At 31.5% G+C, this 19,705-nt stretch carries 25 protein-coding genes and 1 tRNA gene; 20 read left to right on the forward strand and 6 right to left on the reverse strand.

Annotation, left to right across the window (positions count from 1 at the left end; translation table 11 throughout):
* Nucleotides 1–2 precede the first annotated feature (2 nt).
* Nucleotides 3–608 carry a class I SAM-dependent DNA methyltransferase gene (locus tag B8869_RS02190; protein WP_084230111.1) on the forward strand — a complete coding sequence of 202 codons (606 nt, stop codon included), beginning with the start codon at nucleotides 3–5 and terminating at the stop codon, nucleotides 606–608.
* Nucleotides 609–666: 58 nt separating this feature from the next.
* On the opposite strand, the gene B8869_RS02195 is transcribed toward B8869_RS02190, so the two are convergent.
* From B8869_RS02195 to B8869_RS02220, 6 genes are all read right to left on the reverse strand, one after another.
* The gene (locus B8869_RS02195) at nucleotides 667–1,761 is read right to left on the reverse strand and encodes an ABC transporter substrate-binding protein (RefSeq protein ID WP_084230112.1); all 1,095 of its coding nucleotides are present in this window, start codon (nucleotides 1,759–1,761) and stop codon (nucleotides 667–669) included.
* Between the two features lie 48 nt (nucleotides 1,762–1,809).
* Nucleotides 1,810–2,598 (reverse strand): ABC transporter ATP-binding protein, encoded by a 789-nt coding sequence (locus tag B8869_RS02200; RefSeq protein ID WP_084230113.1) that lies wholly within the window; start codon nucleotides 2,596–2,598, stop codon nucleotides 1,810–1,812.
* Nucleotides 2,598–3,614 (reverse strand): FecCD family ABC transporter permease, encoded by a 1,017-nt coding sequence (locus B8869_RS02205; RefSeq protein ID WP_084230114.1) that lies wholly within the window; start codon nucleotides 3,612–3,614, stop codon nucleotides 2,598–2,600. Before B8869_RS02205 ends, B8869_RS02200 begins: the two co-directional genes overlap by 1 nt.
* Nucleotides 3,607–4,242, reverse strand: a complete 636-nt coding sequence (locus B8869_RS02210; protein WP_084230115.1) for a nucleoside-triphosphatase — start codon at nucleotides 4,240–4,242, stop codon at nucleotides 3,607–3,609. Before B8869_RS02210 ends, B8869_RS02205 begins: the two co-directional genes overlap by 8 nt.
* A gap of 135 nt (nucleotides 4,243–4,377) precedes the next feature.
* Nucleotides 4,378–5,847 (reverse strand): carbon starvation CstA family protein, encoded by a 1,470-nt coding sequence (locus tag B8869_RS02215; RefSeq protein ID WP_084230116.1) that lies wholly within the window; start codon nucleotides 5,845–5,847, stop codon nucleotides 4,378–4,380.
* Between the two features lie 85 nt (nucleotides 5,848–5,932).
* The gene (locus B8869_RS02220) at nucleotides 5,933–6,364 is read right to left on the reverse strand and encodes an MOSC domain-containing protein (protein WP_084230117.1); all 432 of its coding nucleotides are present in this window, start codon (nucleotides 6,362–6,364) and stop codon (nucleotides 5,933–5,935) included.
* Between the two features lie 168 nt (nucleotides 6,365–6,532).
* Here B8869_RS02220 and B8869_RS02225 point away from each other — a divergent pair, with 168 nt between their 5' ends.
* The 19 genes from B8869_RS02225 to B8869_RS02315 all read left to right on the forward strand — a co-directional run bounded on the left by B8869_RS02225 (nucleotide 6,533) and on the right by B8869_RS02315 (nucleotide 19,705).
* Complete coding sequence (locus B8869_RS02225) at nucleotides 6,533–6,970, forward strand: hypothetical protein (protein WP_084230118.1); 438 nt, start codon at nucleotides 6,533–6,535, stop codon at nucleotides 6,968–6,970.
* 58 nt (nucleotides 6,971–7,028) lie between these two features.
* A tRNA-Leu gene (locus tag B8869_RS02230) sits at nucleotides 7,029–7,115 on the forward strand.
* A gap of 190 nt (nucleotides 7,116–7,305) precedes the next feature.
* Nucleotides 7,306–8,244 carry an IS30 family transposase gene (locus tag B8869_RS02235; RefSeq protein ID WP_084230119.1) on the forward strand — a complete coding sequence of 313 codons (939 nt, stop codon included), beginning with the start codon at nucleotides 7,306–7,308 and terminating at the stop codon, nucleotides 8,242–8,244.
* A gap of 285 nt (nucleotides 8,245–8,529) precedes the next feature.
* Nucleotides 8,530–9,861: an electron transport complex subunit RsxC gene (rsxC, locus tag B8869_RS02240; protein ID WP_084230120.1), complete on the forward strand. Its 1,332-nt coding sequence runs from the start codon at nucleotides 8,530–8,532 to the stop codon at nucleotides 9,859–9,861.
* 9 nt (nucleotides 9,862–9,870) lie between these two features.
* Nucleotides 9,871–10,872 (forward strand): RnfABCDGE type electron transport complex subunit D, encoded by a 1,002-nt coding sequence (locus B8869_RS02245; RefSeq protein ID WP_084230121.1) that lies wholly within the window; start codon nucleotides 9,871–9,873, stop codon nucleotides 10,870–10,872.
* Nucleotides 10,872–11,456 (forward strand): FMN-binding protein, encoded by a 585-nt coding sequence (locus tag B8869_RS02250; protein ID WP_084230122.1) that lies wholly within the window; start codon nucleotides 10,872–10,874, stop codon nucleotides 11,454–11,456. The genes B8869_RS02245 and B8869_RS02250 overlap by 1 nt, the downstream gene beginning before the upstream one ends.
* A gap of 10 nt (nucleotides 11,457–11,466) precedes the next feature.
* The gene (gene rsxE / locus B8869_RS02255) at nucleotides 11,467–12,063 is read left to right on the forward strand and encodes an electron transport complex subunit RsxE (protein WP_084230123.1); all 597 of its coding nucleotides are present in this window, start codon (nucleotides 11,467–11,469) and stop codon (nucleotides 12,061–12,063) included.
* 2 nt (nucleotides 12,064–12,065) lie between these two features.
* Nucleotides 12,066–12,644, forward strand: coding sequence for an electron transport complex subunit RsxA (rsxA, locus tag B8869_RS02260; protein ID WP_084230124.1), 579 nt, complete (start codon nucleotides 12,066–12,068; stop codon nucleotides 12,642–12,644).
* 11 nt (nucleotides 12,645–12,655) lie between these two features.
* On the forward strand, nucleotides 12,656–13,558 hold the full coding sequence (locus tag B8869_RS02265) for an RnfABCDGE type electron transport complex subunit B (RefSeq protein ID WP_084230125.1): 903 nt from the start codon (nucleotides 12,656–12,658) through the stop codon (nucleotides 13,556–13,558).
* 197 nt (nucleotides 13,559–13,755) lie between these two features.
* Entirely contained in the window at nucleotides 13,756–14,142 is a 387-nt protein-coding gene (locus B8869_RS02270; RefSeq protein WP_084230126.1) for a NusG domain II-containing protein, read from the forward strand.
* Nucleotides 14,139–14,654, forward strand: coding sequence for a Gx transporter family protein (locus tag B8869_RS02275; RefSeq protein WP_084230127.1), 516 nt, complete (start codon nucleotides 14,139–14,141; stop codon nucleotides 14,652–14,654). Before B8869_RS02270 ends, B8869_RS02275 begins: the two co-directional genes overlap by 4 nt.
* Nucleotides 14,647–15,228: a Maf family protein gene (locus B8869_RS02280; RefSeq protein ID WP_084230128.1), complete on the forward strand. Its 582-nt coding sequence runs from the start codon at nucleotides 14,647–14,649 to the stop codon at nucleotides 15,226–15,228. Before B8869_RS02275 ends, B8869_RS02280 begins: the two co-directional genes overlap by 8 nt.
* A gap of 3 nt (nucleotides 15,229–15,231) precedes the next feature.
* Nucleotides 15,232–15,945, forward strand: a complete 714-nt coding sequence (gene radC / locus B8869_RS02285; protein ID WP_084230129.1) for a RadC family protein — start codon at nucleotides 15,232–15,234, stop codon at nucleotides 15,943–15,945.
* Entirely contained in the window at nucleotides 15,942–16,991 is a 1,050-nt protein-coding gene (locus B8869_RS02290; protein ID WP_084230130.1) for a ribonuclease E/G, read from the forward strand. Before radC ends, B8869_RS02290 begins: the two co-directional genes overlap by 4 nt.
* On the forward strand, nucleotides 16,979–17,512 hold the full coding sequence (locus tag B8869_RS02295) for an SGNH/GDSL hydrolase family protein (protein WP_084230131.1): 534 nt from the start codon (nucleotides 16,979–16,981) through the stop codon (nucleotides 17,510–17,512). The genes B8869_RS02290 and B8869_RS02295 overlap by 13 nt, the downstream gene beginning before the upstream one ends.
* A complete protein-coding gene (locus B8869_RS02300) occupies nucleotides 17,496–18,542 on the forward strand; it encodes a hypothetical protein (protein WP_084230132.1) in 1,047 nt (348 codons plus the stop codon). The genes B8869_RS02295 and B8869_RS02300 overlap by 17 nt, the downstream gene beginning before the upstream one ends.
* Complete coding sequence (locus tag B8869_RS02305) at nucleotides 18,539–18,955, forward strand: prepilin-type N-terminal cleavage/methylation domain-containing protein (protein WP_084230133.1); 417 nt, start codon at nucleotides 18,539–18,541, stop codon at nucleotides 18,953–18,955. The genes B8869_RS02300 and B8869_RS02305 overlap by 4 nt, the downstream gene beginning before the upstream one ends.
* The gene (locus tag B8869_RS02310; RefSeq protein WP_159445225.1) at nucleotides 18,952–19,281 is read left to right on the forward strand and encodes a type II secretion system protein; all 330 of its coding nucleotides are present in this window, start codon (nucleotides 18,952–18,954) and stop codon (nucleotides 19,279–19,281) included. The genes B8869_RS02305 and B8869_RS02310 overlap by 4 nt, the downstream gene beginning before the upstream one ends.
* The gene (locus B8869_RS02315; protein WP_084230135.1) at nucleotides 19,238–19,705 is read left to right on the forward strand and encodes a type II secretion system protein; all 468 of its coding nucleotides are present in this window, start codon (nucleotides 19,238–19,240) and stop codon (nucleotides 19,703–19,705) included. The genes B8869_RS02310 and B8869_RS02315 overlap by 44 nt, the downstream gene beginning before the upstream one ends.

The raw sequence follows: 19,705 nt of genomic DNA on the forward strand, positions 1-19,705 counted from the left end.
GTATGACTAATAATTATTTTGATAAAGTGGCTAAAGTTTGGAATACAAAAGAGAGGGAGAACAGAACTTTCTCTATATACAAGAAAATTATAAATATATTTGAAGATGGTAGTGAGAAAAATGCTCTTGAAATTGGTTCGGGAGATGGACTGTTTGCAAGTCTTTTGGCTAAAGATCTTAAAGAGATTGATTGTATAGACAGTTCTGAAATGATGAGAGAAGAGACTGACAAAAGGCTGGAGCAATTAGAAATAGAAAATGTAAAGGTATATGATGAAAATTATTTAGAGACGACATCAAAAAAATATGACTTTATATATTCTTTGACAGCTTTTCATCATATAGTGGATATAGAAGCAGAACTTAATTTAGTGAAGAGCCATTTAAAACCAAATGGTAAGTTTATATTGATGGATTTAGACACTGTGCCGGCTTCTTTTCATAAAGATCTACCTGATTTTGATGGGCATGATGGATTTTCTAGGGAAGAGATGGAAACATATTTTAGAAATGTAAAATTTGAGCCATTAAATTATGAAATCCTATGGGAAGGAAAGAATGGAGAAATTGATTTTAGAATATTTTTAATGGAAGGCATAGTTTCTTAATTAAAAAAGTTTACAACATAAAAACCAGGAGTTAGATTAAAGGCTCCTGGTTTTAAATTTATTTAGATATACTGTTTTCTAAAATTTTATCAACTTGTTCAGTTTTTAAATCGTAATTATAGAATAGTTTGTAGAAATCTTTGATTTCATCTTGGATTTTAACTTTATATTGTTCAGGATATAAAAGATTTCCAAGCCATGTTATTCCAATTATTCTGTTTACTGATGGAGGGGATGCTAAGAAACCGTAAGGTTCTGATGGAACTCTATACACTTTACCGTTTTTAACTGCATCAAGATTTGCCCAAGTTGAGTCTGTAGTTATAATATCGTATAGATTTTGATTATCTGCGATAATTACTTTAGGGTTCCAACTTAGAATTTGCTCCATTGAGATTTCACTTCCACCGCCTTTAGATTGAGCTTCTACGTCCGCTACGTTTTTCGCTCCAACTAAGTCCAAAACTTCAGAATGGAAAGAACCAACTGCATTAGTATTAAGCCCAGCATCTCCCATAGCCCAGTAAACTGAAATTTTTTCTTCTTCTGGGATAGTTATTTTTTTAGCACTTTCTATTACATTTTTAGAGTATTCAGCTAATTTATCTGTCTTAGAAGTATCTCCAATAATTTCGCCAAGCTTTTGATATGCATCAGCCATTGTTTCAAGTCTTGCTTCTACAAACACTACAGGTATATTTATTTGATTTTGTAGATTATCCATATCTTCAACGATAGTTTTTTTAGCTTCTCCTATATCTATAACTAAATCTGGAGAGTTTTTAACTAATTCTTCCATATTTAAATTTGAATTCTTTCCGTAGAATTGTCCAAAGATAGGAAGTTCAGCAATGCTTGATAGATATTCTTTTTGATTATCTGTTACAGGTTTTGCTAATCCAGCTAATTTTTCAGAATTAGAAGTATAGAGAACTATCTGTGCAAGAGGACCTGATGGGGCAATTTTGGATATTGTGTTGGGTATTTCCACTTCTCTGCCAACTGAGTCCACAATAGTTCTTGTTCCACTAACTTCTGCAGTTTTTGTAGTTTCTTTAGAATTATTGGCAGTTTCTTGTTTCTGACATCCAACCACAATAAAACTAAAGAGTAGGGTTACGGCTAACAACTTGAATAATAGTTTTTTATTCATTTTACAACTCCTTTAAATTTATTTTAAAACTTCTTACGTTTTAATAAACTATTGTTTTCTATATTTTTTCAAATCAGGAATGATTACTTTCTGCTCTAACTGTTCTATATTTCTAATCAATATTGGAATTTTATATATTTCAGATAGGGTAGGTTCGGTCATAACTTCATCTGTATTTCCATAGATAATGGATTTACCATCATTTAGGATTAAAACCTTATCTGCAAAAATTTGTGCGTGTTCTGGATTGTGAGTTGAAAATAGAATCAAATATCCACTTTTTGCAAGATTTGATATATATTCCATAACTTTGATTTGGTTTCCGTAATCTAAATTAGAACATGGCTCATCCATAACCAAAATCTTGGCTTGTTGTGCAATTGCCCTAGCTATTAAGACAAGTTGTCTTTCTCCGCCGGATAGTTCATTGAAATTTCTATCTCTAAGATGTTCTAAGTTAAGAGAAGATAGAGCATCTTCCATCAGTAGATAAGACTTTTTGTTTGGCATTTCAAAAGTATTTAGGATGGAAGTTGTGCCCATTAGTACCATTTCTTCAACTGTGTATGGTAAGACTTTATCTTGGCTTTGAGGAATGTATGCTATGCTTTGTGCTAAACTCTTCTGAGAGAAATCTTTTATATTTGTTCCATCTATAGAAACCAAACCTGAATAATTTTTGATTATTCTCAAAATGATTTTAAATAGTGTGCTTTTTCCAACTCCATTTTTGCCGAGAATGGCGATTAAATTTCCAGTCTTAGCTTCAAAGGAAATATTTTTTAGAACATCGTCATTTTTATATTTAAAGCTTATATTTTCAACTTTAAGATTCATTATCTATTCACCTCCAAAGTCATAAGGTAGATAAAGAAAGGCGCACCTATAAAAGAAGTCAGTATTCCAATAGGTATTTCACTGGTGGATATAAGCCTTGAAAAGTTATCTACTATCAGTAGAAAGGAACTGCCAAGCAGAATCGAACCAGGAATAACTCTTCTCATATCATTTCCAAAAAATATTTTTGAAACGTGCGGAATGACAAGTCCTATCCAACCGATAACTCCACTAACAGAAACACAAACTGCTGTGATTAAAGTGGTTGATAAAATAGCTACTATACGTAATTTTTCAGGATTAACACCCAGAGAGTGAGCTTCTTCATCGCCAAGAGTCAGTATGTTCAATTTCCATCTAATTAAAAAAATTACAATCAATCCTATAAATATAATGGGTGCGGAAAATATAAAATCATCTATAGTTGATGAGTTTAAAGAACCCATAAGCCAATAAGTTATGGCTGGAAGCTCGCTTGTCGGGTCGGCAATTAATTTTAGAAGAGAAACTGCTGAAGAAAAAAGAGAGCTCACCATCATTCCGGTTAGGACAAGTCCAATATCTCTATTCTTTTTTATATTTTTTGAAACTAATATAACTATAAATATCGAAATCGTTCCCATAGAGAAGGAAAGTAAAGTCGTTGAAAATCTATTAAAGCCAAGCAGGATTCCAAGAGCAGCTCCAAATCCTGCACTACTTGAAGCACCTAACACATCCGGAGATACCATTGGATTGTGAAAAACTGCTTGCAGTGTAGCTCCGGAAACAGAAAGTCCCAAACCTACCAAAAGCCCCATCAAAATTCTAGGTAGCCTAATATTATATAAGACTGTGGAAATATTTGGCTTTAATTTAAAATTAAAATTAAATAACTGATTTAAAATACTTTTGGTTACATCTTGGTAGGAAATAGAGTATCTCCCAATGCAGAATGAAGTAACTATCACTGCAAATAAAATAATCCAAAGTATAAAAAAAGTAAGTCTATATTTTTTTGAGTAATTTTTAACCATTGTTTTCACCTGAAAGTAAATAACTTTCTAATATTTCTGAGTTTAAGTGAGAGCTATCTTTAATATCTGAGATGGAGGTAAAGTTTGAAAAATATTTTTCTATCTTTTTACGCTTTTCTATAAGTTCTAAATTTTTAAGATTAGATTTTTTCACCATATTTTGAAATTGCTCTTGAATTTTATATACCAAAATCAAATCTTGATCTGAATTAAATATTTCCGTCAATTTTTTTAATACAGTTTGATTTAAAAGTTCTTTACCACCAATTTCATCAATTACAATTAAATCAGGATTTTTACATTCTAAGTATCTAAAAAAATACTTTTCAAAAATTTGATCGTCAAAAATATATTTGCAGTTGTGAGTTTTCAAAAAAATTTCATTCTGAGAAATATCATTAAAGTCACTTTTTAATATTTTTTCTGTATTACCATTTGAAGAATACAATTCTAAAGCTGAATTAATTTCGATTAGGGAGTAGCCATAGACATTACCATCTTTGAAAACTCTTTTGGTGGTATAACCGCAGATATTTTTGTATCTTTCTTTGTTGTAATATAAGAAGTTTAGAAGTGAAGTACTCTTTCCGGTACCACTTTTCAAACTGATTAATAAATGATTTTTCATTTCACACCTATATAAAATTCTTATTATATAAATTTTTAATATAAATTTATTATAAATACAAACGTATTATTTGTCAAAAATATTCGGATGCAAAAAAAGACGACTTCGAATTGAAATCGTCTTAGAGTTTTAAATTTAGTTATCTAATTTTTGGATATATTCTTTTCTTGATTCAGCTCTTTTAACAACGAATAGAGCAAATAGAATAGAAACTACAACTCCAACAATGTAACTTGCTGTATAACCTTCCATTCCTAATCTCTTATCTAATGAGAAACCAAGATCAGCATGGAATATATAGCTTGTTACTATGAAAGTATAGAATATTCCTGGGATTAGAGAAATATAATAATTTTTATTGTGAGCTTTTAGATAAATTGAAATCATAATTAGAGCGAATACTGCAACTAATTGGTTTGTAAATCCAAAGTATCTCCAAAGCATATTGAATCCACCAGCATTTGATTTAGCGAAGAATAAAATTAATACAGCTGGTATAAAGATTATTATAGAAAGGACAACTCTCTTAAATGCAATTGATTGGTCAATATTGAATTGTTCAGCAATCATAAGTCTAAGAGAACGGAAAGCTGTATCTCCACTTGTTATAGGGAGTACAATTACACCAATAATTGCAAGTAGTCCACCGATGTTACCCATAAATCTTTGAGATATTTCTCCAACCATTAAAGTGGCTGTTGTATCAAGAGGTGCTGTAGTATTAAACAATACCATTGCTCCAGCAGCCCAACACATAGCGATAAAACCTTCAGCAAGCATCATGTTATAGAAAGTTTGACGACCTTCTCTTTCGCTCTTAACAGTTCTTGAAATTAGAGTTGCTTGTGAGCCGTGGAAACCTGACATAATACCACAAGCCACTGTAATGAAGAATACTGGAATAAATGATTGAGCTGATGGATGTTCTGAAATTAATACTCCAGAAGTAATAGAGTGAAGGTCAGCTCCTCCAGTTAATAGAACTCCAATGAAAACTCCTATAGCTGAAATTCCAAGAAAAGCTCCAAAGATTGGATACACACGTCCGATAATTGCATCAATAGGGAATAGAGTAGCAACAATGTGATAAAGTAGAATACAAGCGTAAACTATCCAAATTACATTTGAGTTAATATCCATGTGAAGAATATTATTTACTATTAAATCTCCAGGAGTGTAGATAAACACAACACCAGTTAAAAGCATCAAAATCCAAATGATGATGTTGTAGATTTTGTTTGTACCATTACCAACATATTTTTTCATAAGAGTTGGAACTTGAGCACCATCATTTCTCATAGAGATCATTCCCACAAAGTAATCATGTAATGAACCTGCAAAAACACAGCCAATAGGTATAGCTAAAAATGCGATTGGTCCAAAAAGGATACCTTGGATAGGTCCTAAGATAGGGCCTGTACCAGCAATGTTTAAAAGTTCAATAAGTTGATTCTTCCATTTTTTCATTCCTACGTAGTCAACGCCATCTGCTTTAGCGATTGCAGGTGTAACACGGTCATCAGGTCCAAATACTTTTTCACAGTATTTACCATAGCCATAGCCACATACAACTAAAATCAGCACGCCGATTAAAAATAATACCATAAATTTTCCTCCTCAGTATAATTTATACAATATAAATTTAATACATAAAATAGATTTTAGCAAGGTAAAATAATAAAAAAAGGACTCATTTAGAGTCCATAATTTCAATAGAATCACCTATGTTGATAGTTCCACCTTTAATAATTTTTGTGAAAATTCCCTCAAGAGGCATTACGCATTTTCCAACAGCTTGCTTAATTGCACAACCTTTGTGACATTCTTTTCCTATTTGAGTAACTTCTTGTATAGTTTCTCCTATTTTTAATACAGTTCCAATTGGAAGTTCGTATAATATGATACCTTCAGTAGTTAAATTTTCGGCAAAATCTCCATATTTAAGATTTAAGCCTTCCATTTTATTAAAACTTTCTACTCCAAGTAAACTTACTTGTCTATGCCAATTGCCACCATGAGCATCATCTTTTAGTCCAAAATTTTCTATAAACTCCCCAGAATTTTGAGGTATCTTAACTACACCTTTAGTTTCGGATTTATTTATAGATACAACTTTTGCCATCAAATCACCTAACTATTCTAAATTAATTTTAGTATATTATATGGCATTTAATTCTTTAACTCAAGATTAAATAGTTTACCCAACTACTATAAAAAATTAATAGCTTGACTTATTAGATTAAAAATTATATTTTAAATTAGACACTAATTAAGTAAAGAGGAGATATAAATGGTAGTATATGTTTTGTTAATAGCGATGTCTTTAGGAACGATTTATAATATTTACAAATTTTTAAAAAATGAAGTTCACACAAAAATTCTCTGGCCTAAAAAAATATTATCTTTTCTTTTTTTAGCAGCAATAGTATTTATGTATTTTAAATTTAGTGATTTAAAAATAATAAATTTAGCAGTTGGATTAGTGGGATGGATATTTTTTGTTTCCGGATTTTTAGCAGAAGGATTTTCAACAAGAGGAGTTACAATCACTCCAAACTCTCTTTTTATTTCTATATTTTCCAATTGGAGAGATTTAGATAAAGTTAAGTATATGAAGTTAGAAAAAGGGAATACATTAGTTAATTTTAAGGTGAGCAGTTGGGAAATAAGACAGGTTTATTCAGATGAAGAAATTAAAAAATTTAAAAAATATCTGAAAGAAAATTAGAAACACAATGTCTTTACAAAATTTAAACTTGAATGTATAATTATAAATTAGTTGTCGTGCGGGAGTGCTGGAATAGGCAGACAGGCATGTTTGAGGGGCATGTGCGAGTGATCGCGTGCGGGTTCAAGTCCCACCTTCCGCACCATTTATAATATTGAAATGAGTTTTAAAATAAAATATATCATTAGAATTTTTTGAAATAGTTGAGTTTAGACTATTTCTTTTTTTACATAGATAATTTATCATAACAAGTGCAACATAAATAAACTCATAGCTAATCAGCTGTGTTAATATGTAAGTGACCAAACAAAACATATTAAAAGGAGTGATTAACTATGAGCTATAACCATCTTACCATAGAAGAAAGATCTTGTATTTACCAATTTTTAAATTTAGGAATGAGTATAAGGAAAATTGCACAAGCACTTAAAAGGTCACCTAGTACAATATCTAGAGAAATTAAAAGAAATTCATCTAAGATAAAAGTTAGTAGGGGAAGTTACACTAAGTACTTTCCGATAAAGGCAAATGATAAATATATTGATAGAAGAAAAGACTGCCATAGAAAAAGTAAATTTTCTAAAGATGTTATTGATTATTTAACTGTAAAGATTAACGAACATTGGTCCCCTGAACAAATATCAAATAGAAACACAAATGAGATTCATGAATTACCATCTACATCAACGATATATAGAATGATACACGCCAAAAAGCTGCCAAAAACTAGTATGAAAAATTTGAGAAGAAAAGCTAAATTTAAAAGGCCAACAGAAAAAAGAGGAAAATTCAATGATAAAGGTAGAACAATTAAGAAAAGACCTAAAGAGGTATACAGAAGGCAAGAATTAGGCCACTGGGAAGCAGATACAGTGGAATCAGGCAGATTAGATCATAAAAGGAAAAGTAGATGTTGTTTCGTAACTTTAGCAGAAAGAAAATCTAGATATTATATAGCAATCCTAGTTGAAAATAGAAAGTCGGAAAGCGTAACACCAGCAATAATAAATGCATTAAAAGATTATCCAAAAGAATTAGTAAAAACAATAACCTTTGATAGAGGTAAAGAATTTTCAGAATTTGAGAAAATAGAAAAAGAATTAGGATGCAAAACTTATTTTTGTGATCCCTATTGTGCATGGCAAAAAGGTACAAATGAAAATAGTAACGGACTTTTGAGGGAGTTTTATCCTAAGGGTATGGATTTATCAGAAGTGAATATTGATGAATTAAATTATAACTTAAGTTTAATGAATAATAGACCTAGAAAATAGTATAAAATAATAAAACAACCTAAAGAAGAACTTTTTGGTCTCTTACCATAGGTGTTGCATTTGATTTGACAATTCGTCCATACAAAAATAATTTCACGATATGGAATACGTTCGCTAAATTGGAAAAAATATCTCATTTTAATAAAATTACTGGCGAATTTGTGTAATTCATTAACAAATAGAGTTTATTTTTTCACAATCTCAATATACAACAAATATTTTAAATGATATAATCATAGTAGTGTGTTATGTTATTATCAAAATTTAAAATAAGAGGTGAATTAAATGAGTTCTACAAATCTCACTTTTAAAGTGGGCGGTGTACATATGAATGAACACAAAGAACTTAGTGAGGCGGTTTCAATTGAGAGATTGCCGGAGCCAAAGATTGTCTACATACCTATGAGTCAACACATAGGAGCACCTTGTAAGCCGACAGTACAAAAAGGGGATGAGGTAAAAGTAGGCCAAACTATTGGAAGTAGTGAGGCTTTTATATCAGCTGATATTCACTCATCTGTATCTGGAGTCGTTACAAAGATTGAGACTATGTATACAGCTGATGGTAGGTTCTGTGAATGTGTGGTCATTGAAAATGATGGTTTAAATACTACTGTAGATTTTCAACCTATTCCAAATTATGATGAGTTAAAAGTCGAAGATTTTGTACCATTTGCAAAGAAAATGGGACTTGTTGGTATGGGTGGTGCAGGTTTCCCGCTTCACGCGAAACTAAAGGGAGAAAATCCTCCGTTAGACGAGTGTATAATCAATGGTGCAGAGTGTGAACCTTTTCTAACTTGTGACCATAGAATAATGCTTGAAAAGACAAGTGAAATACTTGAAGGATTAAAGATTTTTTCTAACTTCTACAATAAGGAAGTTTCTTATATGGCTATAGAAGAAAATAAACCTGATGCCATAAAGAAAATGGAAGAAGTAATAAATTCCAATAGTAGATTTTCTAATTTAAAAGTTGTAAGTTGTCAAACTAAGTATCCTCAAGGTGATTCCAAGAGATTATCTGAGGCTGTTTTAGGTAGAATTGTTCCACAAAATGGTGTAACTAATGATGTAGGGGTATTCCTTACAAATGTTGGTACTACTTTAGCTTTTTATGAAGCTGTAGTAGAAGGTAGACCTTCATACGAGAGAGTTATGACAGTTAGTGGAAAAGGAATTCAACAACCTAAGAATTTACTAGTTAAGATAGGAACTCCTGTAGAGGACATTATAAATTACTGTGGCGGTTTAAAAGAAGATGCTATAGAAATTGTATGTGGTGGACCTATGACAGGAAAGAGTGTATTTGACTTAAAGAGTCCTATAACTAAGACTACTTCAGGATTATTAGCTCTAACTCAAGAAGAGATGAACTATGCAGAAGAATCTCCTTGTATAAGATGTTCAAGATGTGTAGATCACTGTCCAGCTAATATCAATCCAACTGATATCAATGCAGCTATATTGATGAATGATGTTGATTTCTGTAATGAATTACATGCTGATCAATGTATGGAATGTGGAATATGTTCTTTCGTTTGTCCAGCTAAGAGAAATCTTGCGCCGTCAGTTAAATTAGCTAAGCGTGAAATCAAACTTAGAGCTATTAAATAGGAGGGTACTGTGGAAAATACAAAATTAAATCAACCTTCACCTAGTGAAAGGTTTGTATCATTGGCCCCTCACGTAAGGAGCAATGATACAACTCAAAAAATAATGAGGGATGTAATTATAGCCCTTATACCAGCTATGATAGGAAGTGTTTACTTCTTTGGAAGCAAAGCAGCAACTTTGTTGGCTGTCTGTATACTATCATGCGTTGGAGCAGAAGCTGTTTTTCAAAAATTAATGCATAAAGAACTTAGAATTTCAGATTTATCAGCTGTTGTAACAGGTATTTTAATCGCATTTAACTTGCCAGCTACATCACCTTGGTGGATGGCTGCATTTGGTTCTATTTTTGCAATTATAGTTATAAAAGAATGTTTTGGTGGAATAGGTTCAAACTTTATGAACCCTGCTATAGGAGCTAGAATTGTAATTATGGCTTCTTGGGCTAAGTTAATGACTAATTATGTTAGCCCTGAAATGGCTAAATGGAGTTCTGAAGTTGTGGCTAGCTCAGCGACTGTTGATGCTACAAGTTATGCTACTCCTTTAACTCTTATGAAAGCTGGAACATTTGAACAACTACCTAGTTTAATGGATATGGCAGTTGGAAACATCGGTGGTGTAATAGGAGAAACATCAGCAATTTTGCTTTTAATAGGAGCACTTTACTTAATAGTTAGAAAAGTTATTTCTCCATTAATTCCAGTAATATTTATAGCTACAACAGCTGTTGTACTTATGTTATTTGGAATTTCAGCTACTTACATTCCTTATCAAATCCTTGGTGGTGGGTTAATTTTAGGAGCTTTCTTTATGGCTACTGACTATTCCTCTACACCAATGAATGTAAAGGGTAAAATAATATTTGCCATAGGTTGTGGTATTATCACAGCTGTAATTCGTGCTAAAGCTTCTTTACCAGAAGGGGTTTCTTATGCTATAGCTTTGATGAATGTTGCAACACCTTTAATTGATAGGATTACAAGAACAGAAGCATATGGGGAGGCGAAATAATGAGCGAACCAGTTAAATTCGGAGCGATTTTACTTTTATTTTGTGCTATAAGTGCGGGATTATTGGCATTTGTAAACAGTATGACTGTGGATGTAATAGCTCAAGCACAACTTGAACAAACTCTTAACTCATATAAGACCATCTTTGGAGATGAGGCTGATGCGTTTGAAGAGTATGATCAAGATAAATTAGATAAAATTAAAGAAAAATATCCTGAAATTGAAGCTATATTTGTAGCTGAAAAAGCAGGACAAAAAGTTGGATACGGAGTTAATGTTACAACTAACGGTTTTGGTGGAGCTATGACAAATGCTCTTGGAATTAAAATCGAAGGCGATGAAATTTTAGGATATAGAAACATAACTCATCAAGAAACAAAAGGTTTTGGTACACAAATCACTGAAGAATCTTATATATCTTCATATAAGGGAAAGAGTGTTTCAGAAGAATTAGTTTTATCAAAAGACCCTAAGGCTCCAAACGAGATAATGCAAATTTCAGGAGCGACAGTAAGTTCTAAGGGAGTTTTTGAAGGCGATAAGATTGTAGCTGAAGTGTATAACAACATATTGAAGGCAGAATAGGGGGATAAAAATGAAATTGTCTAAAGTATTTTTGAATGCCATTTTTAGAAATAACCCCGTATTCATACAAATGATAGGGTTGTGTTCGGTATTAGCGATAACAAATTCACTTATGAGTGCAATTGCTATGGGTATAGCTGTAACATTTGTACTTATAATGAGTAATGGGGTAGTATCTCTTTTAAGAGGAGTTATACCTGAAAAAATAAGAATTCCTTGTTTTATAGTAGTTATAGCAACTTTTGTAACTATAGTTCAGATGGTGCTACAAGCTTTCTTCCCACCAATATATGAAGCTCTTGGTATATTCTTACCATTGATAGTAGTTAATTGCTGTATACTAGGTGAAGCAGAAGGTTTTGCTTACAAAAACAAGATAATACCTTCTTTAGTAGATGGTTTAGGAACGGGAATAGGATACACATTAGCAGTAGTTGCTATGGGATTTGCAAGAGAGTTGTTAGGATACGGAACTTTACTTGGAGCACAAATATTCCCTGAATCATATCCTGGCATAGGACTTATGGGAGCGCCTGCGGGAGCATTTATACTATTAGGTTTCTATATAGCCGGATTTAAACTTTTACTTTCAAGAAGGGGTGAATAAAAATGTTAGGATCAATCATAACTATCTTAGTTTCTACAATATTAGTAAATAACTACATATTTGCTCAATTCTTGGGGATTTGTCCTTTCCTTGGAGTTTCTTCAAAAGTAGAAACAGCAACAGGCATGGGAATAGCGGTAACATTCGTAGTTGTTATAGCATCTGCAATAACATGGTGTCTACAAACTTTCATCTTAGATGCATTTGGTTTAGGATACCTACAAACTATAATGTTTATATTAGTAATAGCTTCTCTTGTACAATTTGTAGAAATGGTAATTAAAAAGTTATCTCCATCACTTTATACAGCTATGGGTGTTTTTCTTCCTTTGATAACAACTAACTGTATGGTTCTTGGTGTAACAGTGCTTAATGTTCAAAATGGATATAACTTAATTGAAACTGTAATAAGTGGACTTGGTGCTTCAATAGGTTTTACAATAGCACTTGTGTTAATAGCAGCACTAAGAGAAAGACTTGTATATGCAAAAGTACCTAAAGCTTTACAAGGTGTTCCGATAGCTCTTATAAGTGCAGGCCTTATGGCTTTAGCATTTTCAGGCTTCTCAGGACTTGTATAGGAGGTTAAATAATGAATGAAATAATTTTGCCTATTATTTGTTTAGGTATAACTGGTGCAATTTTTGGAATATTACTTTCAATAGCTTCTAAAGTGTTCGCTGTAGAACAAGATGCGAGAATGGTTGCTGTTAGAAATGCTCTTCCAGGAGCTAACTGTGGAGCTTGTGGGTTCCCAGGATGTGATGGATTGGCAGACGCTATAGCAAAGGGCAAAGCGCCTGTAACAGGATGTGTAATCGGCGGTAAAGATACAGCTGATGCAGTTGCAGAAATTATGGGAGTAAATGCAGGAGATGTAGATAGAATGGTAGCCAATGTACTTTGCCAAGGTACATGTGGTGTTGCCAAAGATAAATATAGATATGAAGGTTTAGCTGACTGTAGACTTATATCAGATTTTCAAAAGGGCTCTAAAGCTTGTAACTATGGTTGTGTTGGAGGAGGATCATGCGTTAGCGTATGTGAATTCGATGCAATACATATAGTAGATGGCATTGCAAAGGTTGATAAAGAAAACTGTGTAGCTTGTAAGAAGTGTGTGGAAATATGTCCTAAGAATTTAATAGACTTAATACCATACAAAGCGAAAACAGTGGTTGAATGTCATTCAAATGATGCAGGAAAAGATGTAAGAGTTAAATGTGGAACTGGATGCATTTCTTGTGGACTATGCGAAAAGAATTGTCCTAAAGATGCAATTCATGTAACAAATAATTTAGCTAGCATAGATTATGAAAAATGTATCAACTGCGGAATATGTGTATCATATTGTCCAACAGGTGCAATTTTCTGTGAATATCCTGAAAGAGTAGAAAAGATAAAAGCTAAACGTAAAGCAGACCAAGAAAAGAAAAAGCAAGAAGCTCTTGAAAAGAAAAAACAAGCTGAACAAGAAGCTGCTTTAACTAAATAGGGATTAAATAAAATTTGTAGGGTGGACTTAGTTCACCCTTTTTTGTTTGACTAAAATCTAATATGAATTTTTTAAATATATGATTTAAACAAATAAGATAAAGTGTTATTATTAATAATTGCTATTAAAAAACTTATTTGAACACTATAAAATATAAATATATTTTTTAGTATGATATAATTTAGTTGAGGTGTAATATGAAAAAAGGAGACTATATAGTTGTTGCTTTGATTTTATTTTTATCAACTAGTATTTTTTTAGTTTCAAAAAATAACTTAGTTGAAGCTGCTGAAAAGCAAGTTGTTGTGAGTGTAAATGGTCAAATAGAAGGCAAATATACACTTAGTGATAAAGAGCAATTCTATACTATAGATAATAAATACGGCAAAAATACTTTTGCTATAACAAATGATGGGGTGCACATGGTAGAGTCAAGTTGCAAAGATCAAATATGTATACACATGGGCCACATAACAAGAGCTGGCGAATCCATAATATGTTTGCCAAATAGATTGATAATTTCTTTGGAAAATAAGGACAGCGGTAATAAAAATAGTGAAGAAGTGGATGTGGTGCTTCATTGAGAGTTAAAAAATTAATTTTTTTGTCATTATTGGTGGCTGTAGGCTTAGTTATTGGCTTGTTTGAAATGATGATACCAACACCTATTGCAATACCTGGTGCGAAGCTTGGGCTTTCAAACATGGTTGTGCTAATCACTATATTGTTTTTTGGAAATAAAGAGGGAATAGCAGTTGCGGGACTTAAATCAGTACTACTTATGGTCGTTACGGGTTCTGTTACAAGTTTTATATTTTCTTTTTCAGGAGCAATGCTAAGTGCAATTAGTATGTCCATATCAAATAAATTTTTAAAGAAATATATTTCAAATGTTGGAGTTAGTTTGATAGGTTCTACTTTCCACAATATAGGTCAAGTATTGGCGGCTTGTGTTGTGCTTAAGACTTTTAAAATTGTGTCTTATCTGCCGATACTATTAATAATAGGGATTTTTACTGGATATTTTGTTGGGATAACTAGTGATTATGCAGTTAAAAATTTAAGTAAAACATTTAAGGGGAATATAAATGAATAGAAAAATTATTCTTGCGTCTAATTCGCCAAGAAGAAGAGAGATGCTTTCAGAGTTTATTGATTTTGATATAGTGAGTAAATCTGTAAAAGAAATTTACGATTACAATGTATCTGAAGATGTAAATGTAATGTCTATAGCATTTAATAAAGCGTATGAAGTGGCTAAAGAAAACGAAGAAGCTATTGTTATAGCTGCGGATACTTTAGTATATAAAGATGGGCCTCTTGGGAAACCAAAAGATAGAGAAGATGCAAAAAATATGTTACTTAGTCTTTCTGGAACAACACACGACGTACTAACAGGTTGTGCTGTTATGTGTTTAGAAGAAAAATATAAAAAAATATTTTATGAGAGAACAGAAGTTAAATTCAAGAATTTGACAGAACTTGAAATAGAAGAGTATTTAGATACACTTGAATATAAGGACAAAGCAGGGGCTTATGGAATTCAAGGGTATGGAAGTCTACTAGTGGATAGCATAAGCGGAGATTTTTTCAATGTGGTTGGACTTCCGATTTCAAAGTTGTCTGATGTTTTAAATAAAGATTTGGATATAGATTTTTTAAAGAGGTGAGATATGCAAGATAATTTTAGTATTAAAGAAATGCCTGAGGAAGATAGACCGGAAGAAAAATGTTTGAAGTTAGGCACAGAAGCACTCTCTAATGCTGAATTACTTGCATTGATAATTAGGACTGGAAACAAAACTAAGACTTCAGTTGAATTGTCACAAGAGATATTGAATAAATTCACTTTAATCGATGATGGGAAAGTCTACAGGGGCATTAGTGCTTTAAAAAATATAAGTGTTTCTGATTTGACATCTATAAATGGGATTGGTAAGAGCAAGGCTTGCATGATACTTGCAGCTGTAACTCTTGCAAAGCGAATGAGCCAAGAGTCGGTTTTCAAAAAGACCAAGGTAAATTCTCCACAAAAAATAGCGGATTATGTTATGGAAGATATGAGTTCCTTAAAAGTAGAAGAATTTAGAATAGCAATTCTTAATACCAAAAAGGAAATTGAAGCCATAAGAAGGATATCTGTAGGTTCAATGGACAGTACAATTGTGCATCCAAGAGAAGTTTTTAAAACGGCTATAGAGTGTTCGGCACACACTATAATAGCCATACATAACCATCCTTCAGGAGATATCACTCCGTCGAGAGAAGATATAAATTTAACAAAAAGATTGGTAGAATCTGGACGAATAGTTGGAATTGATTTAGTGGACCATATAATAATAGGTGATAGGGTTTATTATAGTTTTTTGGAGAATAATCTTATATGAAATATTACGTGGATTCATATGCAAATTTAATAGTAGGGTATGACAATAGAATAGAGAGTATTAAAGTTTTAAACGATCCGATAAATAATATATATAGAGGAAGCGTCCAAAAGAAAGTTAAGGGTATAGGAAATTTTATAAATTTAGAGGGATACACTGGTTTTACACAAGAGAAAATATCTCAAAATGAAGGTGAAAACATACTTGTAAAGGTAGTCAAAGTTCCTGATGAAGAAGATAAGGCATTAAAAGTTACAACAACACTTTCTGTTACGGGATTGAGTATGATTTTATTTGATGATGATTTTGTAAAGGCATCTTCAAAAATGGATAGTCAAAAGAAACAAGAGTTGTTGAATTGGGCAAACGAAAATTCATTTAAAGGAATTCTATTCAGAACGGAATCTCAAAATAAAAGTTTTGAAGATTTAAAATCTGAATATTTTGAACTATTAAATAAATTAAATGATTTGAAACTGGAAATTAATAGATTGCCAACACCAAAATTGATATATAGCGAGCCAATCACTGACCGTATAGATTTAGCTAAAGCAGAAGAAATTTTATTTAATGATAGAGAGTTGTATTTGGAGTACAAAGATATTGGATTATCGAAATTAGACACGGGATTTAGGCTTAAATACAATCCTCAGTTAATAGAGGGATTAAATAGTTTAGTAGCTAAAGAAATAGTATTAAAAAACGGAGGAAGTATAGTGATTGAAAAAACACTAGCTCTAACCGTGATAGACGTAAACTCAAAAGGATACAATGGAAACGCTATAAATGAAGTTGCCAAGAAAATTAATTTAGAGGCTACAAAAGAAGTAATTAGACAAATTTTACTTAGAAACATTTCCGGTTCAATAATAATAGATTATATAGATACCAAGGAAGAAAATAGAACTGAAATATTAAATTTACTGAAAAAAGAATTAAAGAGAGATGGAAAGAACACAAAAGTGCATGGATTTACTAGGTTAGGACTTATGGAATTATCTAGAAAGAACAGAGGAGAAGAGTTGGTGGATACATGGACAAGGTAATTATAAATGTTGTGGGAGATTCTATAGTAAGAGGATTTGGAGTAGAGGGTAAGTCTTTTATAGATATAGAATCCGGACATCTACAATTTAATAATTTTGGAATTAATGGAGATACTTCGAGAGGAGTGTTAAATAGAATTGAAAGTTTTTTAAACTGTGATTTATTAATATTATTTTATGGCTTGAATGACTTTCTAAATGGTCTACCAGTTGCAGAAGTGGTGAGCAATACCGAAAAAATTTTAGAAATGGCAGAATCAAATGTGTTAATCTGTGTGCCTCATGCAGTTGATACAGAAAATTTATGGTTTTTATTCAATCCAGAGGGGATAAATAGGAAGTTAGAATCTCTTGGAATGGAATATAAAGCAATAGATGGAGATTTTAAGATTTTAAATTATTATGAAACTTTAAAAGATGGAGAACTATTTGATGGGGTACATCCTAATGAAAAAACTCATTTGGACATGCAGCGAATATTGTTGGATTTTTTAGAGGTGAATTATGGATTTTATAAATAATCTTAGTAAAAGGGAAAAGGTTTTAATAGCGGTTTTAGTTTTTCTTATTGTTGAATTTCTAATTTATTCTGTAGTATTTTCTGAAAAGATAAAAAATATAGAAGAGTATAAATACAAAACAGAAAGTGTAAAGTTAGATATAAAAAATATGAAACTGAATAGCGAAGATAAGCTGGAGCAAATAGAAAATGAAAAACCAATTCTAGAAGATAATGAAGGATTTATAAATGAGTTTCCAAAAGCTGTTATAAGCACTGTAGAGGATAATAAAACAATAGCTATGGATATAAAAAGTGATGAAGTTAATAAGATAATGAATTTGTCAAAATACTATAGCTACAATGATGCCATACTTTTGCAAGACGGAGAAGGATATAAAATCAATTTTAGTTTTAAAAGTAATAATTCTTCTATATTACCTCAAATGGTTGCAAGTGAAGGTAGCGTTAGAAATAAATTTTTTAATGATAAGAATAATGAAATAGAAAAAACTAAGTTGGATACTTTAAAGAATGATTTGAAAAATAAAGATAATAAAGCGTCAAAAAGTTCGGTAACTGACAAGAAGAGTAAAAGAAAAACAGAATTACATAAAGAAGAAAAAGAGATTTTAAATAAGAAGATAGAAAATTTCGATGAAAAAATTATTTCTAAACAAGAAGAAGAGAAAGTGGTAGAAACTAAAAATATCTTCAAAATAGACTTTGATGATTGCAAATTAAAGAATGAAGAAATAAGTGATGTAATGATTAGCAGGTTTGAAGATGGATTTAATATTTACTATGATGCAAAAGAAAATTCCATTATTCCTATTGAAGTAAATAAGACGGAAAGATTTAAAAGATTAAAAATATGCATAAGTTCATATCTAGACACTTCAGCTGTAGTTGAAATTAAAGACTCTGTATTTATGATCTCAAAAGGCAGAAATGAAATTGAACTATATGATGACACTTTGGAAGAATTTAATTTAAAATTTGAAAAAGCTGAAGAAAACTTATTGTCATTTACAATTGAGGGAGAAATATGAAAAGGGGATTCACTTTAATTGAACTGGTAGTGGTTTTAGGAATAGTTGTTATACTCTTCAGTGTTGGGCTTAGCAGCATAAGAGGAGTGAATTCTTACAAACAAAAGATAGCTGTAAAAAACTTTATAGCTGATTTGAATGTTGCGCGAGGATTTGCAATATCAAATAATTCTGAAATAACAGTTAAAATCACTCCTACGTCTTATGAATATGATTTGAATGGAGAGAAGTTTTTTAAGGAATTGCCAAATGGCTTGGAATTAGTCCCAGAAACTAAGGACTTTAAAGATATAGTTTTTACAAGAAGAGGAGTATCATCTAATGAGGCAGGAAGAACAATAGATTTTAGAACAGATAAGAAAACATATACAGTGACTATAGCTCCTGTGACTGGAAAGGTGAGGATAAAGTGAAAACCAAAAGGGGATATACTTTAATTGAATTGGTGATAGCTATAGGAGTGATTGTTATTTTAGGCTCATCCATAGTTTCTGCGTATATAAATTTAAATAATTCTAGAAGCAAAATTTATGAGGTTCAAAATATAAATAATAAATTACAAAATGCAATGGAAGAGACTGTTGTAAAAATAAATGGTGGAGAAGTAATGGGTTTTCAAAACCATGATGTAAATGTGAAGACAAAACAGATTTCGGAAGATTTATTTGAAGTTAGTGTAAGTTTTGGAGAGAAATATGAACTTAAAAAACTTGTCAAAAAAGGGATTCACACTGATTGAATTGGTGATGGTTGTAGGAATATCTTTGATACTATTTTCTTTGTTGGGCAATACAGTAGGGCATTTTGTATCAGCTACTCAAAAAAATAGCGTGGATGAGGAAATTGCAAACGAATTATATTTTTTTGAAAACTATATAAGAGATGAGATAGAAAGCGCTCAAAAAATTGTCGCAGATGAACAATATGGTTTTAAGATTGTAAATAGAAAAAGAGTTGAGAATAAAGGCAATGAATATGTTCAAGATACTGTATATTTTGACTTGGAGAAAAATGAAATAAGGAGAAATAGGGGGAGTAATGCGCTTATATCCAGAGTGGAAAAATTTGATATAAAGTGCACAGAAGACTACGTGCTTATAAATGTCAAAATGTTAAATGGAAAGAGTAAAGAGATATTGGTAGCTATAAGAAACAGAGAGTGA

The organism is Peptoniphilus asaccharolyticus DSM 20463 (assembly GCF_900176115.1).
GTDB classification, from domain to species: Bacteria; Bacillota; Clostridia; order Tissierellales; family Peptoniphilaceae; genus Peptoniphilus; species Peptoniphilus asaccharolyticus.